This is a genomic window from Rahnella laticis, from assembly GCF_015644585.1.
Classification (GTDB): domain Bacteria; phylum Pseudomonadota; class Gammaproteobacteria; order Enterobacterales; family Enterobacteriaceae; genus Rahnella; species Rahnella laticis.
The window spans coordinates 40,516-57,232 of record NZ_JADOBI010000013.1 but is presented as its reverse complement, the minus strand read 5'-3'; the positions used below and the strand labels follow the sequence as shown (position 1 = coordinate 57,232).

At 48.5% G+C, this 16,717-nt stretch carries 12 protein-coding genes; 5 read left to right on the top strand and 7 right to left on the bottom strand.

Translation table 11 applies throughout. The annotated features are described in order from the left end of the window. Positions 1–12 precede the first annotated feature (12 nt). The 5 genes from IV433_RS21945 to IV433_RS21925 form a co-directional block, all read right to left on the bottom strand. Positions 13–2,094, bottom strand: coding sequence for a ParB/RepB/Spo0J family partition protein (locus tag IV433_RS21945; RefSeq protein WP_195815930.1), 2,082 nt, complete (start codon positions 2,092–2,094; stop codon positions 13–15). A 66-nt stretch (positions 2,095–2,160) separates the two neighbouring features. Then, positions 2,161–2,397: a DUF905 family protein gene (locus IV433_RS21940; protein ID WP_195815929.1), complete on the bottom strand. Its 237-nt coding sequence runs from the start codon at positions 2,395–2,397 to the stop codon at positions 2,161–2,163. A 58-nt stretch (positions 2,398–2,455) separates the two neighbouring features. Then, on the bottom strand, positions 2,456–3,013 hold the full coding sequence (gene ssb, locus IV433_RS21935) for a single-stranded DNA-binding protein (protein ID WP_195815928.1): 558 nt from the start codon (positions 3,011–3,013) through the stop codon (positions 2,456–2,458). Between the two features lie 1,957 nt (positions 3,014–4,970). Continuing rightward, on the bottom strand, positions 4,971–5,249 hold the full coding sequence (locus IV433_RS21930) for a ribbon-helix-helix domain-containing protein (protein WP_104925381.1): 279 nt from the start codon (positions 5,247–5,249) through the stop codon (positions 4,971–4,973). Beyond that, the gene (locus tag IV433_RS21925) at positions 5,249–5,884 is read right to left on the bottom strand and encodes an AAA family ATPase (protein ID WP_104925380.1); all 636 of its coding nucleotides are present in this window, start codon (positions 5,882–5,884) and stop codon (positions 5,249–5,251) included. Before IV433_RS21925 ends, IV433_RS21930 begins: the two co-directional genes overlap by 1 nt. A gap of 302 nt (positions 5,885–6,186) precedes the next feature. Here IV433_RS21925 and umuD point away from each other — a divergent pair, with 302 nt between their 5' ends. Continuing rightward, on the top strand, positions 6,187–6,609 hold the full coding sequence (gene umuD, locus IV433_RS21920) for a translesion error-prone DNA polymerase V autoproteolytic subunit (RefSeq protein WP_195815927.1): 423 nt from the start codon (positions 6,187–6,189) through the stop codon (positions 6,607–6,609). Then, complete coding sequence (gene umuC, locus IV433_RS21915; RefSeq protein WP_195815926.1) at positions 6,609–7,874, top strand: translesion error-prone DNA polymerase V subunit UmuC; 1,266 nt, start codon at positions 6,609–6,611, stop codon at positions 7,872–7,874. Before umuD ends, umuC begins: the two co-directional genes overlap by 1 nt. A gap of 648 nt (positions 7,875–8,522) precedes the next feature. Here umuC and IV433_RS21910 read toward each other — a convergent pair. Beyond that, positions 8,523–9,572, bottom strand: a complete 1,050-nt coding sequence (locus IV433_RS21910) for a RepB family plasmid replication initiator protein (RefSeq protein ID WP_104925376.1) — start codon at positions 9,570–9,572, stop codon at positions 8,523–8,525. A gap of 761 nt (positions 9,573–10,333) precedes the next feature. Here IV433_RS21910 and etsA point away from each other — a divergent pair. Genes etsA through etsC form a run of 3 tightly spaced genes read left to right on the top strand, consistent with a single transcriptional unit; the run spans position 10,334 to position 14,832 of the window. Beyond that, a complete protein-coding gene (gene etsA / locus IV433_RS21905) occupies positions 10,334–11,521 on the top strand; it encodes a macrolide efflux RND transporter periplasmic adaptor subunit EtsA (protein WP_456095400.1) in 1,188 nt (395 codons plus the stop codon). Continuing rightward, the gene (locus tag IV433_RS21900; RefSeq protein WP_195815925.1) at positions 11,518–13,458 is read left to right on the top strand and encodes a MacB family efflux pump subunit; all 1,941 of its coding nucleotides are present in this window, start codon (positions 11,518–11,520) and stop codon (positions 13,456–13,458) included. The genes etsA and IV433_RS21900 overlap by 4 nt, the downstream gene beginning before the upstream one ends. 3 nt (positions 13,459–13,461) lie before the next feature. Beyond that, complete coding sequence (gene etsC, locus IV433_RS21895; protein WP_195815924.1) at positions 13,462–14,832, top strand: macrolide efflux RND transporter outer membrane subunit EtsC; 1,371 nt, start codon at positions 13,462–13,464, stop codon at positions 14,830–14,832. Between the two features lie 168 nt (positions 14,833–15,000). On the opposite strand, the gene IV433_RS21890 is transcribed toward etsC, so the two are convergent. Continuing rightward, positions 15,001–15,528 (bottom strand): YagU family protein, encoded by a 528-nt coding sequence (locus IV433_RS21890; protein WP_195815923.1) that lies wholly within the window; start codon positions 15,526–15,528, stop codon positions 15,001–15,003. Positions 15,529–16,717 lie beyond the last annotated feature (1,189 nt).

Here is a 16,717-nt window from a genome sequence, read left to right as displayed (position 1 = left end):
CGGCATCTCCTGTCAGGCGGCAATATGGGTGGATTGCGTTTCAGTGTCTGAGGCTGCAGCGTCTGTCTCAGTGAAGGCGTCACTTTCCTGCGGTGGAGCCACTTCGTCTGCCACCGGTAGCAGGCAATCCGGCACCCAGCTGGTTAGTACAATTTTGTCTTCAGCCAGCCCGGCAGCTTCGGCCTTCTTCATCTTGAGAGCGTCACGCGATGCCCCTTCCAGACCAGCCTGAGACAAGCTGTCAGAAATCTGCTCTTTGCCGATACGCCCGAAGAAATTGGCCTTAGTCGGCAACCACCAGTCGCGCAGCGTGAAACCCAGCACTGCTTCAACCGGCTCAAGTCGTTCCCCCGCTTTACCCGTTTTATGACTCAGGCGTTCTGATGCCCCGTCCAGCGTTCGGGCAAGGCAATAGCTCATCGCATCAATAAGCGTCTGCGTATTCCATGACAGCAACCATTTCCAGCTGTCGTGCCAACCTTCCGGCAAAATAGCCTGCCACGATGCGTGAATAGCATTGAGGTGCTGCATGGCCAGACTGTCTTCAGATGTCGGGGCATTGGCGAGCATCTGAGACGTTTTAGGATGCAGGGTGACCGTGAAGTTTTTCGGTACATAGCGACCGTGATGGTCAAAAGTGGACGTCAGGCAATCGTGAACGAACATCACCAGCGCTTTGTCCGGCTGTTCTGCCAGCGCGGCCTGGACTGCTAATGTACGTTCACTGGAGAGGCTTTTCACCAACACGGCTGACAGGGATTTTTTCTCCTGCGCGGCGTCAATATCTTCCGTGCGGATGCTGCTCAGATGCTGATTAACACCGGTTTTATCAGTATCACCAACAATCTCCGGCAGGTCGCAGCGCTTCATGACGCCACGGCGAACGGACAGTTCACCGCGCGACAGCGATACCACCACACCGGCTTTTGCGCGAACATCATCAGACCACGCACGGATCGCCGCATCCCCCTCAATTTCTTTAATTTCGGCCTGACATTTTGCTTCGGCATAATCCATCGCCTCAAAGTCGGCCTGATCCTGCTCGCTGCGTTCTGATAGCTCACCCAGCTGCTTATAAAGCGCATCAACGCGGGCTTGCTCTTCGCCGGTCATCACCGGTTCAGGCTGTTTGAGCAGCAGGTAGTTTTCCGCATCTTCCCCGTAAGTGCTGATGCCATCGGGGCGTCCCAAAGCCCACGACCAGCCCTCAGCCTGCGCAACAGACTCCGCAATGCCGGTCAGTTTTTCGCGGGTCAGCGTGGCTAATAAAACGGTATCGCGTATAAAGCCTTCGTCAGTAAAGAGGTCTACGGTAAACCCGCCGCCCGCCTGTTCGTAAGCGTCACGGCCGACGAACATCAGACAACTGTTCCCTTCAGCAGCCACTTCTTTCATTACCGCAGCGTCGCGCAGCTCTCTCGGCGTGCGGTAAATGCCGTAAGCATTTTTCCAGACGTCCAGCTGGCGTTCGTGGTCTTCGGTGGCAGACAGCGCCTGCAGCTGATCGAGGTTGATACTGTCTTCAGCCAGTTCAGCAAGCAATGCCGGAGCCATTCCTGCCAGACGCAGGCATTTGTGTACATGCTTTGTGGTGTACCCCAGCACGCTGCCGATCTGCGCCGCCGTGTCGCCGGTTTCGCTCATTTTGGCGAAGGCCGCAATCTGGTCAGCGGGGTGCATATTTTCGCGCTTGCTGTTCTCGGTTTCGGACACATACATTGCCATGCCATGCTCAACGATTTTCACCGGCACCGGATAGTCAGCGGTAAGCGATCCCGCCCCGAGCAGCAGATGCAATGCACTCAGGCGGCGTCCACCGGCAGCCACACCCAGCATGCCGTCAGGCATCGGGCACACCACCAGATTTTGCAGGACACCCACGGACAGGATGCTTGCCGCCAGTTCCTGCAACTTCTCCGGATCTGGCTTGTGTTTGCGCACGTTCTGCCCTATGTGAACCAGCTGACGGACCGGCACCATTTCTACCGGCGCGTTCGCCAGCGCCTGCTCGACGGCCTCGGTAACGGCGGCTTTTTTAGGACGGCGGGTGGATTTACTCGCTTTAGAAACTGCTTTAGACTCGGTAACTGACATAGTTAGTACCTCAAGTGTTGATTTATGTCTGCCGGACGCCTCATACGTCCGGCACCTCACTGCCTTTCACTGCTTTCTCACACCACATCTGATGATGTATCTTTTAAGACCTCCCCCTGCTTCAGGCTCATAATTCCACGCCCGCCAGACCATCTGCCCACCGATGCGGTGACGCACAACCAGACGGAAATTCGCCCTCTGACCGTCTTCGATAGCAACATTGTCGTAAGCGGCGGCGACAGCTTCGGCCTGTTTACGGGTAAATGTGTCGTCCGGCAGCAGAACGTGATGGTTGTTTCCCATGATTCGGTACTCCCTGTTATGCCCCGCAAATGCGGGGCGGTTAATGTCGAAGGTCACGCTAGAACGGGATATCATCGTCAAAATCAACCGGCGGGAATTCTCCCCCCTGCGGTGCGGGTTGCTGCGCCGGTGCCATTTTGGTGGCTTTTTTGCCACGCGCGGCTTTTGCCGGTTTCGGGTCAGCCGCCGCTTCGCCGGAATGGGACGGGGCATTGGCCGGAGCCTGTGAACCCCCTGCGTCACCCGACGGACGGTTACCCTGCCCTGCTGCGCTGCCCAGCATCTGCATCGTGCCGTTAGCCTTGACCACAATTTCCGTGCTGTAGCGGTCGATGCCCTGCGCATCCTGCCACTTGCGGGTCTGCAGCTGACCTTCGATGTAGACTTTTGCGCCCTTGGTCAGGTATTCACCGGCAATCTCAGCGAGCTTTCCGAACACCACCACGCGATGCCATTCGGTTTTTTCTTTTTGTTCGCCGGTGACCTTGTCACGCCATTGTTCAGAGGTGGCCAGCGTCATACCAGCCACCGCACCGCCGTTTGGCATGTAGCGCAGCTCCGGTGCCTGCCCCAGATTGCCCACGATGATGACTTTGTTAATTCCACGTTCTGCCATGATGACTCTCCTTATCTTTCAGGGCTTTTAGCCCATATCTTCGGTTAGATTCGCTTTGTCGCGACCTTGACGTTTTGTGGTATCCGGCTGAATTTCTGGCTGGGTGTTTCCACATCTCCAGTTGAGTTCCTCCGCCGCAAGGGCGAAAAAACACCGACGAGGGCGAACGTCCGGGGCGAACACGAAAGTTTTCTGAGGAACGAGGAAAAGTTTTGGGGGCGTACATTTACCCTGGACGGGCGACAGCGGCTGTGTTTTGGTCAGCCCCGGCGAAAGGGACTTAACTGGAGAGACGGCACCAAGAGGGTTGTAGCGGATACCAACGCAACGCCGGTGAGCGGCAGCGAATCGCCGTTGCCCGACAACGGCCTGCGGGTTTATCGCAGGGCGGTGGAAGCGGCGCGGCCCGTGGCCGCTGTAAGCGTGGTGTTGCGTCAGGGATGGAAGCCCGGAGGGCATGGACAGCCTGCTGGCTCTGTTCACGACAGCCTAGCCCGTCAGGGGACGCATTCAAAAGAGGCAAAGGCTAAGGAAAGTAATAAAACAAACAAGGCAGGTCGGAAGTATTGGAAAATATAGAAATACCCTAACCACCACCATGACACTGAAGTGCGAAGATGAAGTAATGAGATAAAGTTTCAAATGATGAAAAGTTATCTGGCTCTCCCCCTGCCCTACAGCCTGGTAATCGCCGTATTGGACAGAGATACTCTTCTTATCAATGCCTAACCGCGCACAAAGTTGCTCTCAAACACACTTATCGTATCTGCAAACTGCCAACTTATTAAGCAGCTATCCACCTCTGGCAATTGCGAATGCAGGTAAGATGGAACCTTAAGTATGAGATATGAGATATGAGATATGAGATATGAGATGTGAGATGTGAGATGTGAGATGTGAGATGTGAGATGTATTGCATGATCACTCACGCAACAATGAGTAACTTAAATTTTGATACTTATGAAATCATACTTCACAAGGATGAAGTTTTTTCTCAACCAAAATTGCAGCCGCTGCCCGCAGATTTCCTAGCATTATCTTTATTGGCTGACATCAGGTTACCACAACAAGATTCAACCTAAATATCACAAGTGCTAATTATGAACTCATAAGTATGAATTTTGCAGTTATTATCAACCGATATAGCACTGACTTCGTGGGCTTGAGGATGATGACTGATGATTAGCTTTCAAGCCAGAAATTGCTACCCCTCCTTTTCTGATATCCGGAGCGCATGCCACAAATTAGTATGAAGTAGTACTTATGCAATTATCTTCATAACTCACAATGGTGTTACGTGCCTCAGCTCACCAAAGGACCATAGAAATGAGAAAGAACCTTACCACAAGTATTACTTCATAAGTGCTACTTGCTAAATCATCAGTATTACGACGTATAGATTTCGCCATTGCCAGCAGGCCCCGCTCATTGCCGCTTGAAGCTTCTTCGTGAAATCGCCAATCAACATTTCTCACTACGCTGAAGCGTATAGTTTTCATAGCTCACACTTAGGAAGTAATAAATATGAATAATGAATTATTCAGTATGATTCTATCGATGAGAGCGATGCATATCGAACTGATTATGAGGTCCGTTCACTGCAACACGTTCTGGTCGACCTTAGCAAATTGAACTGAGGTATGAGGTCATATTCTAAGTCAAATCTCCCGGAATCAACCTTCGCGGCAATCATAAGTATGAATTATTACGTAATACTGGAGATTGAATCTGCTGATCGCCAAGTACTTATGAGGTTATGTATGCTCCAAACAGTTTTACTATCTGAAACCTAGCACCATTCTTGCTCTTTCATTAAATCCGCAACGGAAGAAGTCGGGAAGCATAATGATGAAGTGTGAAGTGTGAAGTGTGAAGTGTGAATTATTAGATGATGAGTGATTTCAGAAGGGGAGGGCGCTGGACTTCGAAAGAAGCCCAGTGCTGAATAAGTATGAAATCATACTTTCTTGAGGTATGCGTCCAGAGCATCGCGGATGATAGCGCTCACGCTTTTAGGCGCAATACCGACGCGTTTGTTATGCAACGCCAGGTCTTCAATTTCACGCAATGTATTCTGAGGCAGAGAAATGGTTGTCCTGGTCAATATTTCTGGTACAGGTTCAGCAACTACTTTCTCATCGCCATAGGGACGGTCTGCCAGTCTGTTCGCCAGAGCATCGGCCTCTGCTTCAGTTACTATGCGCCGATTGGTGAAAGGGGGTTTCTTTAAAGCCATTAAAATACCTCATTCAACAGAGCCAGAACTTCAGCCTTGGCTTTTTCATTAGACGTTTCCAGAACAGACTTACCTTCAGACATCACATCACGGTAAACCTTTCGGTAACATGCCGTTGCGGTCAAAGGGATCAGCCCTTCAAATTCTCGGACATATTCCAGAAACTCATGGCGTTCATTTCCCTGAAGGAGCGGATTCGTAGTGGCCATACTTTGATAGCAATATGCTTTCAGCTCAGGATTTAAATCCCGCATGCTTTCTAACTGCTGCTGAAGCTCAACCATGGTATCGAGATCCAACTGAGAACATTGGTGCGGAGCAATGATCTGATGAGCTACCGTTCCACCTGTAATCAGCTCCCGACTGTTTCGGCCGGCAACATCCACGATGACATGATCAAACTTCTCATCAAGGCTTCTCAATGTTTGAGAAATATTGTCTCTTTTCTCAATCAGGGTGATAGAAGGGGTAAGACCCGCGGCTTCGCGTTCTGCATACCACCTGGAGGCAGAGCGCTGAACATCAGCATCAACCAGACAAACATCCTTGCCAGATAACGCCAAACCCACAGCAATATTGACTGCAGTTGTAGTTTTCGCGGCCCCACCTTTATTGCATCCAATAATCGTGATCATTTGTCACCCGTGACATCAAAAGTAGTATTTCGTAAATAATAACTCACAAAAGTTAAATGTGAAGTAATATCGAGTAATTATTACATGTGAAGTAATACTTATCACTTCACACGTACACAATGAATGCCGTGCATTGCAGGAATACTTACACATTGGCGTCTATGAGCAGCAAGACTCTAAATCAAAATTATTTGTTTCCTTGGTGATCAGCACCCTAAGACTTTTCTTGGGCGCAGCTCTTCACAAGTTTAAGAGCCCATGATTATACTGTATGCATAAACAGTATTTGATGAGTGTGTACTATGAATATCTTTTACCCAGCAACTGACCCTTTGATGTGTTTGATTCCTTTATTTCAGGATAAAGTGCAGGCTGGATTTCCTTCACCGGCGCAAGATTATATTGAGAAAGGGATTGATCTAAATGAGCTTTGTGTAAATCACCCGGCAGCTACTTACTTTGTAATGGCCACAGGAATGAGCATGGTTGACGCGGGTATTTATGAAGGGTCACTGCTTGTAGTGGATAGAAGCCTTGAGGCAAAGCACGGCGACATCATAATTGCGTCACTGGCGGGGGAGTACACCGTAAAACGCCTTTGTTTGCACCCCGTAGTACAGCTCGTTCCGATGAATCCTGACTTTCCACCCATCGTTTTGCATGACGGCGGCGACGAGTTAGAAGTGTTTGGCGTAGTCACTTTTAGCATAAACGGGTTTCAGTAATGTTTGCCCTTGCTGATGTGAACAGCTTTTATGCCAGTTGTGAGACAGTATTCAGGCCTGACCTGAAGGGAAAACCAGTGGTAGTGCTTAGCAATAATGATGGCTGTGTCATTGCCCGAAGTGCAGAGGCAAAAAGACTCGGTATCAAAATGGGCGAGCCTTTTTTTAAGATGCGAGCGCTCTTCGAACGGAACAACATTATTACCTTCAGCAGTAACTACGCCCTTTATGCAGACATGAGCTCAAGAGTAATGACCGTACTTGAAGAAATGGCTCCAGCTGTCGAAGTGTATTCGATTGATGAGGCTTTCATAAATCTGCAAGGCGTCAGCAACTGTCAAAATCTGGAGGATTTCGGACGGGAGGTCAGGGCGAAGGTTCTCAAATGGACAGGACTTACCGTTGGCGTAGGCATCGGTCCGACGAAAACGCTGGCAAAGCTGGCGAATCATGCCGCCAAAAAGTGGACAAAAACTGGCGGTGTCGTTGATTTATCATTGGTTGCCCGTCAGCGCAAACTGATGAACTTGGTTGAGGTCGCTGACGTATGGGGAGTGGGGCGGAGGATTTCTAAAAAACTAAATGATTTGGGAATTCAAACGGCATTGCAGCTAGCTGATGCTCCCACACCGCTGATACGGAAACACTTCAATATTGTGTTGGAACGCACTGTCCGGGAGCTGCGCGGCGAACCCTGTCTGGAGCTGGAAGAATTTGCACCGACAAAACAGCAAATAGTCTGCTCCAGGTCATTCGGTGATCGCGTATCAGAATACGATTTAATGCGGGAGGCGATCTGTAGTCATGCAGTACGTGCCGCAGAGAAACTCCGTGGCGAACGTCAGTATTGCCGACATATCTCAGCATTTGTTAAAACAAGCCCATTTGCCGTAAACGAAGTCTATTTTGGAAAAACAGCAGGCACAAAGCTTCAGATCCCCACTCAGGACAGCCGGGATATCGTAGCTGCGGCCACTCAATGCCTGGATGCCATATGGCAGGACGGCCACCGGTTTCAAAAATGTGGAGTAATGCTTGGTGACTTTTACAGTCAGGGTGTGGCCCAGCTAGGTTTGTTTGATGAAAACAGACCAAGGTCTAACAGTGAACAACTTATGGCAGTACTCGATGGGATCAATCACAGCGGAAAAGGGCGCGTATGGTTCGCCGGCCAGGGCATCCAAAAGTCATGGGAGATGAAACGCCAAATGTTATCCCCTGCGTACACGACACGTTTCAGTGACCTTATGCGCGTTAAATTCTAGAAAAGCGTTTTACTGACATACTTGACCACCCGATTTGTTGGTGTCAGTTGCTTTAAGCATGCTCTGTTCGCTGTCACCAAGAAGGTATTTCATTTTCTCTTCTCACTCCCGATCGTTCGCTGAAAATATTCACTATCTGGTCCCAAAAGTGACACTGTCTCAAAACAGGCTAAAACTTTTGCCAGGCATATCTCTGCCTAATGTGCATATCCACTATAGAGAGAACTATCCACTGTGGCGAGTAACGACACTCAAACCACTATGGAGAGGAACAACCACTGCAGAGAGTAATATCCACTAAGGAGAGAAGAAAACACCTAAAATTGAAATATCCACTGTGGGTAGTAGAAACCACTATAGTGAGAAACTTCAAGAATCCATCAATAAGTTAGTAACCACTGACCCTTACCAGATAAGGTGTTTCAGGTTAGTAAGTACTAGGGGGGTTAGAGGAGATCATCTTAATAACCACTATAGAGAGTAATGAATGCAGCCTACAGTGGATAGGATATTACGTGATGGGAGCTTTTACTGATTACAGTGGATAGGTTGCTCACCGCAGTGGTTAGTCAGCTTTCTATAGTGGATATGAAAAAGCCTGCCATTACTTCAGCAGGCTTTAGGCCAATTAACAGCAAGAGACCAACTTTATTTCTTTGTCTGGCGAATCTGTTCCAACAACTCAAGTTCTTCTTTAGTCAGCATTACCATCTCCCGAGGTGCTGTTGAATCAGCAACCTTCTCTGCCGGGATATCAATGACGTTTTCTTCATCGATTACATCATAAACATCATCACCTATGCCCGTAGGAATTTGCGCAGGGCGTAACTTTGGCCGCCTATAGTGGATACAAAAATATACTGCCTTGCCACGCTTAACCTCTGTGTAATCAAGATAACCAATAGCCTTTAACTGCTCCATGGCCTTGCGTACAGTCGCGTTTTGAGTGATGGCTCGCGAGGTCAAATTAAGGCGGGCACGCAGGCGTGACATCGAAATTGGAGCTGGGTCTGTCGGAAGGCTTTCAATGAACGTATACAGAGCCTGCGCAGACTCCTTGCGGGAGAGCTCGTTGATAGCCCGGAGCTGCAGAAGGACTTTCTTATCGAACTGATACAACTCAAAGATCTTAGGATCCGCCTGCAACTCAACAGCATCCTTTTTCGGGCTGTATTTTGCTGACTGAACAAGGTGAGTTACGTAGTAATCACCTTCTTTGTTTGAAAACGATAGGGTGTTAGTGGCGATACGTTCAAGAGACGCCTCCAGACGCGCCCTGAGCTTCGCAGAAGAGCGTGCGGATGGAATCCCACACAGCTTAGCGAATTCTACAAACGGAAGGTATACAGAGTCTCCCAGGACCTTGTGCTTGGCAAAGGCATGTATGATCCCAACCCAAGTCTTAAAGTCATTATCCATATCAAGCCGGGCACCGGTTATCTTGATGTTCTCATATCCCTCAGACTTAACGATCGAGAGCTGCTTAAGCTCAGAGGTGACATCCATTGAGTTCATCTGACCTTTACGTCCTCGTGCCGTGGACTTCAGGGTAGGAACAAATAAGCCCAACCGCATCAACGCAACAGGCTGAACAGTGTTATTGCTGTTAGGAACCAGAGTAACAAGTTCACCTGTTCGCTTGTCAGTTTCAGAGAATGCTTTAGCTATCTCTATGTTTTTAGGCTCATTTTCAGACATTATCAGCTCTCACAATGAATGTGGATAAGAGACTTGCTGTACACAATACAGTGGATACTAACACTCACTATAGCGGTTTTACCACAGGTCATAGTGGTTAGTTTGCTTTTTACAGTGGTTGCTTTACTGACTATAGCGGTTAACGATCACCGTTCAGCCCAGATAGGACAAGGCCTGCGAGAGAACGGGGATCTCTTAGGGTCTTAAAGGGTCTATAAGGATCTTATTATTGGATCTAAGCTTAGGATAACTTTAAAAACAGGGAGTTAAGTTTGAGTGTTAGGATCCACTTGGCGGTCACAATCGAAAAGCAACGCTGTGACTAACCTGTGACCATTAATGCTGCAGCATGAGATTGTTTAGGAGAAATATTATAATTTTTATAAATTTAACTAGGTCGCCTCGGGGAAAAGTTATGTACTTCTCCAATGATAGTTTACTGACTGTAGTGGTTTTTAGTTGCTCGCCAGCGAGGTTGGTATGCTGTCTACAGTGGTTGTATCACTCTCTATAGAGGTTAAAATACTATTTATAGTGGTTAACAATGTGGGTTGAGCCCTTATGGGACAAGGCTTGCAGATGCTCGGGGATCTCTTTTGATCTATTAGATGATCTATTTTGGATCTTATTATTGGATCTAACCTGTAGATAAGTGGATAACTGCAATGATGTAAACAGACAATATTTAACTCCAGTAGAGGCTGTCGATGGCATTATGGTATCTGGCATCAAGCTTTTTATAGTTATGGAAAACTCGAACAATGTTAATGAAACCCGCTTCACGTAGCGTCGTCATTTTTGCTGTTGTACTACTACTTGTTCTTATCACTGCATTGCTCTTCTTCCTACGTAGCCCGCCGGTCGCAGAATATGTCACAGCTCCAGTACGCGTAGGGGATATCGAAAATTCAGTACTGGCTACCGGGCGAATTGACGCGATAGAGCGCGTTAACGTTGGTGCTCAGGTCTCAGGCCAGGTTAAATCACTGAAAGTTGTGGCTGGCGATCACGTCACTAAAGGGCAGCCAATAGCGGACATTGACGATGTGCCGCAGCGTAATGATTTACGTAACGCAGAAGCAGCGCTCAACGTGGTTAAAGCAGACCTGCAAGCTAAGCAGGCACTATTGAAACAGGCAGAACTTCGTTATAAACGGCAGCGACAGATGCTTAACGAAGAAGCCAGCTCACGTGAAGATTTTGAGTCCGCAGAAGCAACATTGGCTACCACCCGTGCGGAGCTACTGTCGCTAAATGCACGACTGGTGCAAGCGCAGATAGAGGTAGATAAGAAAAAAGTCGACCTGAGCTATACACGAGTCATAGCTCCTATGGACGGGATCGTTATCGCAGTTGTTACACAGCAAGGACAAACGGTTAACTCCAGTCAGAGCGCACCCACTATTATCAAGCTCGCAAGATTGGATGTCATGACCATTAAGGCGCAGATCTCTGAAGCCGATATCACACGTATTTCCATTGGTCAAAAAGCACGCTTCACCATTTTCTCGGAACCGGACAAAGAGTATGACGCGATATTGCGCACCGTTGAATTGGCGCCAGAATCCGTAATGAAAGACGACACTCTTGCCAGCAACAGTTCGGCATCAGGCTCCGGCACCTCAAATGCTTCTGTCTACTACAACGCGCTTCTGGACGTGCCTAACCCGGAAAACCGACTGCGAATTGCTATGACCGCACAGGTCACGCTACTTGCTGGCGAAGGTAAAAATACGCTTTTGGTGCCCATTCAGGCGGTGCAAAAAGCCGACGGGAATAAGCAGCAGGTGCAGGTTCTGACAGGTAACGGCAAGCTTGAAACGCGCCAGGTAAAAACCGGAATAACCAACAGCGTTGATATTCAAATCCTTGATGGCTTAAAAGCCGGGGAAAATGTCGTGCTGTCGCAACCAGGCGAAAAATCACCTGGGGAAGGGTTCGTACTGTGAGTAATATCATTGAGCTTAAGTGCATTAGCCGTACCTATCGTAATGGCGGCCAGACGCTTACCGTCTTGAGAGGAGTGAACCTGACCATCGCAGCCGGTGAAATGGTGGCGATTATCGGCGCCTCAGGTTCAGGTAAATCTACTCTGATGAACATAATGGGTTGTCTTGACGTCCCCGACAGCGGAGATTATTACATCGGCGGGCAAAACGCCGCCCAGCTTTCACCGGATGAGCTAGCAAGGATACGGCGTGAGCATATCGGTTTTATCTTCCAGCGCTATCATTTGATGCCTGATCTCAGCGCACTGGGCAATGTTGAGATACCTGCCATTTACGCCAACAGCGGACGTGACCAGCGTCGACTACGAGCGGCAGCATTGCTGGCCAGGCTCGGGTTAGAAGGGCGTGAGCACCATAAACCCGGTGAACTTTCCGGCGGCCAGCAACAGCGTGTCAGTATTGCCCGCTCACTGATCAACGGTGGAGAGATAATTCTTGCGGACGAACCGACCGGTGCGCTGGATACGCAGTCCGGGCAGGAAGTGCTGGCTATCCTCAGCGAACTTCACCAGCGGGGTCACACCGTGGTGATTGTGACCCACGATATGAAAGTGGCGCAACATGCTCAGCGAATTATTGAACTGCGTGATGGTGAAATAATCTCTGACAGCGGCAGCCGGTTGACCACTACGGAAATACTGCCACCCCCCAACCGGACCCAACAAAGCCGCTGGAAAAGTTTTCTCGATCGTACACGTGAATCTCTGGAAATGGCGCTTAAAGCGATGAACGCACATCGTTTACGCACAACCTTAACCATGACCGGAATTATTTTCGGCATCGCTGCCGTGGTCACAGTGGTAGCGCTCGGTGAAGGGGCTAAGCAGCGGACGCTGGAGAATATTAAAGATCTGGGCACCAACGTGGTGAGCATTTATCCGGGCAAGGATTTCTTTGACGACAGCGCCGAAAGTATTCGTACGCTGGTTCCTGCAGATGCTGCGGCGCTAGCGAAGCAGGGATTTATTGACAGCGTAAGCCCGGAAATCAGTGCCTCAGACAACATTCGTTTTCGCGGAAAATCCGCAACCGCCTCAATTAATGGCGTTGGCCGAGATCATTTCCGCGTAAACGGCATTGAGATTTTGCAAGGGGCAACGTTCAGGGATGATCGTAACGCACTGCAGGAAGTGATTATCGATGAAAATGCACGCATGGCCTTATTTGATGAGGCAGGATTAAAGGCCCTGGGGCAAATTGTATTTCTCGGCTCCGTGCCTGCACGCGTTGTGGGCATCGCTAAGAGCAGCAATCGTAGCTATGCACCAAACCGAATTACCGTGTGGATGCCCTATAGTACGGTAATGTACCGAATGGCAGGTAAACCGGTTCTGACCAGCATCAGCGTCAGGCTGAAAGACAATGTAGCTAACGAGGCAGCTGTCAGTGCTATATCTCAACTGCTAACCCAGCGCCACGGCGTTAAAGACTTCCAGCTTTATAATTTTGAACAGATAAGAAAATCCATTGAAAGTACTTCGATGACTTTCAGCATTTTGATTCTTATGGTTGCATGCATCTCACTCATGATCGGGAGTATTGGGGTGATGAACATTATGCTGGTGTCTGTTACCGAACGAACCCATGAAATCGGCGTGCGCATGGCGGTTGGAGCTCGTCGTAGCGATATCATGCAGCAATTTATGATTGAGGCCGTGCTTGTATGCCTGATTGGTGGTGCGTTAGGCATCGCGCTATCGTATGCGGCAGGCGCATTGTTCACAGCACTGGCAGGCGGAATGTTTACCGCCATCTATTCATGGCAGGCTGCTGCAGCCGCATTTTTCTGCTCAACAATAATCGGCATGATCTTCGGTTATCTCCCCGCCCGTAAGGCGGCAAGGATGGATCCGGTCGCTTCATTGGCCAGCGAGTAACCTATGAGAACTTTATCACCTTTGGCTTTATGCATTGCTGCCACGCTCAGTGCAGGCTGTGCAAACTTAATGAAAAGTGATTATCACGCACCTGTCGTGGATTATCCGGCCAGCTGGTACAGCGACGATGCCGACGGGGAGCCCGCGTCGTTTGACTGGAAAGCATTTAATGATCCCTTGCTGGATAGCTGGTTACGCCAGGTTATGGCAAGCAATAATGACGTTGCTTTAGCCGTTTTACGGCTGTACCGGGCAAGGCTTGACGCTGAGAAAGTGGGCATTACAAACGATCCGGGGTTAAAGGCGACGCTGGGCGTAGACAGCAGAAAACAGCTTAACGGTTCACACAACTGGGAAAACGGCAACTCTGGCAACCTTAATACCAGTTATGAATTGGATCTGTGGGGCAAAATAGCCCGTCAGCGCGATGCCGCAATTTGGGCAAGTCAGGCCACAGAAGAGGATCTGCGCTCAGCACGGCTAACCTTGCTCTCTGAGGCCAGTGACAACTACTGGCGTATTGGTTTTATTAACCAACAAATAAGCGTCCTTCAGCAGAGCATCGGCTACGCAAAAGAAACTCTACGCCTGGCGAATGCCCGCCATCAGGCGGGTGGTGCTTCACTACTTGATGTGGTTGATGCCAGACAAAGCTTGCTGATCCAGAAAAACAGACTCACCGGGCTGCGTCGTGAACGTTTGCAGGCGTTGAATCAGCAGGCGGTATTGCTGGGTGCCGCACCAGGCAGTCCCGTGGCTGAACCGATGACGTTGCCAAAAGGGGCAATGCCCCCGGTTAATGCGAACATTCCGGCTAGCGTGCTGAGACACAGACCCGATATCAGTGCAAAAGAGTGGCGGGTGCGTGAAGCTCTGGCCAATGTTGATATCAGGCGCACAGAATTCTATCCCGCTTTCAGTCTGACCGGTTCTCTCGGTACCAGCAGCAGTTCGCTGATGGCTTTCCTGCAAAACCCTGTTGGCTCCGTTGGTGCTAACCTGACGCTGCCGTTTCTCGAGTGGAGGCAGCAGGGCATGGAAGTGAAGATTGCCCGCAACGATTACGAACAGCGATTACTGGAGTTTAAGCAGTCGCTATATAAAGCGATGAGCAGTATCGAAGACGAGCTGTCCCTTCGTAATCAGTTATTGGCCCAGGAAAAAAGACTGCATGAAGGACTTGAGCTGGCAATGGAATCTGAGCGACTGAATGAAGTGCGATATCGCCAGGGCGCTGTGCCTGTCTCATTCTGGCTTGATGCTCAGGAGAAGCGCCGCCAGGCAGAACTATCACTGGATGAAAACCGCTTTAATCAGTTCCAGAACCTGGCGAAAATCTATCTGGAGTTCGGTGGTTCGGAGACTTTTCCATGAAAATGAATAGTCCATCAGAACATTTTCTCTAAGTGCTGCCCTCCTGCTCCGAGCGTAAAATACACTGCGCGTGACCTTCAGGCATCGACATACCTGGGTGCTATATTCAGGAAATAAATAGGCCACCAGTAGGTGGCCTATTTAATTTTCTGCTGGAATAGATAATAATTATTGGAATTCTGGATCCATTTTTTTGGTCATACGACTGCGGATATCTCTCCTGAATACCTCAATTGTCCACATCCAAACTATGTGGCCAAAAGTTTCAGAGATTATTTCATCATGTGGTAAGTCCCATAACGGGGGGGCCCACCCACCAAGTGGTAACACAATGCCGTGAAAGCAGATTGTAACGAGTATGGCAAAAGCGACCCCTTGCCAAAGCTTTATCTGAGGAAAGACTTCAGCAACCAGACAATAAAACATCGCAAAAACGATCGAGAAGAGATGATGTACCCCTGATACACCCCAGTTAACAATATGGCCTGAGTATGTGTAGACCATTTCATTAACTTTTAAACCAAAATCGCTAAGCATTTCGGCGGGTGGGATTGCTCTATCCGCTGTTCTTGGAGGAAGCACACTCTCTGTACCCCATTTTACAAAACTCGCTATATTGCCACCTAAAAAACCAGCCCATAACGCAGTAATGTAATTCCGTGCAGATTTATTAGTAGTATTAAAAAGTGAAGCCATATGATTCTCCCTTATCATTAGAGGTGAGAACTTAACACAAATTCTACAGCTTTGATTTACTCAATAACATCTTGTAACTAATAACAAACTTGAAACTTCTTCACCGCAATGGCTTGCGACAAAACTGATGGAGTTTTGATGATGGCTATCGTTTCTGTGAGCTTTAACTCTGCGATGGGATCAAGCTGACAAAACTTCCCCAAGTCCCTTATCATGGCTAATGGTCTTAACCTCGCAATCAAAGTAACGGCAGTAGAAAGGCCGTCAAGTCTGCTTGATATAATGATGTTTAAACTATCTTTTTTGCGTAATAACGCGTGAGAGACGTATTTTGAATACTTACCCAGTGCTATAGCCGAAAGGTTCCGATTTCCCACGCAAGGTTGGTAGCCACCAAGATTTTACCTTCTTTAATGCAACCCTCGCATTGCCACATCTTAGGTTCGAACCCCCAATCACACATTTTTAGCCTCCGGGAGCGACAAAGCCAACGGATGTTGCCAGCAGGGGGGAGTCGAGTTATAGGAAGAAATTAGCGGTTCAATCGCTTTGCGAAAATGGAATAGATAACCGATTAAGTGGTGGCTCAAAGTAGAAAGGACACCTAATGGCAGCCTTAAGTCACTTAAAAAACACTTAACAATTAACCATCACAGATGTAAGGTCTTCTCTTCCCTGATGTTGGCCGATGATTGGCTACCTCACTATCTGCACGGAGCAGAAGTGAGGTTTTTTTATAATTATTGAATGATTCCTGGCATCCAAACTCATAAAAAAACCACAGGTTTAAATTGCCGGGAAGGAAATTCTGCGTTGTTTTGTTACGTCAAAGTCCAGAAAACGGTAACACGCACTTGAGGGACGAGTTAGACATTCAGCTGAGCACCGAAAGGGGGCGGTCACAAATAGATATTGAGAAATTACAGTACTCACGCGAAAGCAAATTCCAAGACATTAAATCTGCGAGTATTTATCACAGTATAATGTCCCCATCTGTGATGAAATGTTTAGCTAAATTATGAAAGGATGAGCAGGATATTGCACTAAACATTTAAGGCTGGATAATTCAATTAGTTATTGTCACCATCCCGGCAGTGTCGATGCTGAAACCAATGATTTCATCATCTCTGCCATTTGAGTGAAAATAAATTTTTCCGGTATATGGCTCAGTAGACTCAAATTTTATGCT

Bases quoted from the DNA above. Each gene is read 5' to 3' on its own strand.
- IV433_RS21945 (WP_195815930.1), bottom strand. From the start codon at position 2,094: ATGTCAGTTACCGAGTCTAAAGCAGTTTCTAAAGCGAGTAAATCCACC.
- IV433_RS21940 (WP_195815929.1), bottom strand. From the start codon at position 2,397: ATGGGAAACAACCATCACGTTCTGCTGCCGGACGACACATTTACCCGT.
- ssb (WP_195815928.1), bottom strand. From the start codon at position 3,013: ATGGCAGAACGTGGAATTAACAAAGTCATCATCGTGGGCAATCTGGGG.
- IV433_RS21930 (WP_104925381.1), bottom strand. From the start codon at position 5,249: ATGGCTTTAAAGAAACCCCCTTTCACCAATCGGCGCATAGTAACTGAA.
- IV433_RS21925 (WP_104925380.1), bottom strand. From the start codon at position 5,884: ATGATCACGATTATTGGATGCAATAAAGGTGGGGCCGCGAAAACTACA.
- umuD (WP_195815927.1), top strand. From the start codon at position 6,187: ATGAATATCTTTTACCCAGCAACTGACCCTTTGATGTGTTTGATTCCT.
- umuC (WP_195815926.1), top strand. From the start codon at position 6,609: ATGTTTGCCCTTGCTGATGTGAACAGCTTTTATGCCAGTTGTGAGACA.
- IV433_RS21910 (WP_104925376.1), bottom strand. From the start codon at position 9,572: ATGTCTGAAAATGAGCCTAAAAACATAGAGATAGCTAAAGCATTCTCT.
- etsA (WP_456095400.1), top strand. From the start codon at position 10,334: ATGTTAATGAAACCCGCTTCACGTAGCGTCGTCATTTTTGCTGTTGTA.
- etsC (WP_195815924.1), top strand. From the start codon at position 13,462: ATGAGAACTTTATCACCTTTGGCTTTATGCATTGCTGCCACGCTCAGT.
- IV433_RS21890 (WP_195815923.1), bottom strand. From the start codon at position 15,528: ATGGCTTCACTTTTTAATACTACTAATAAATCTGCACGGAATTACATT.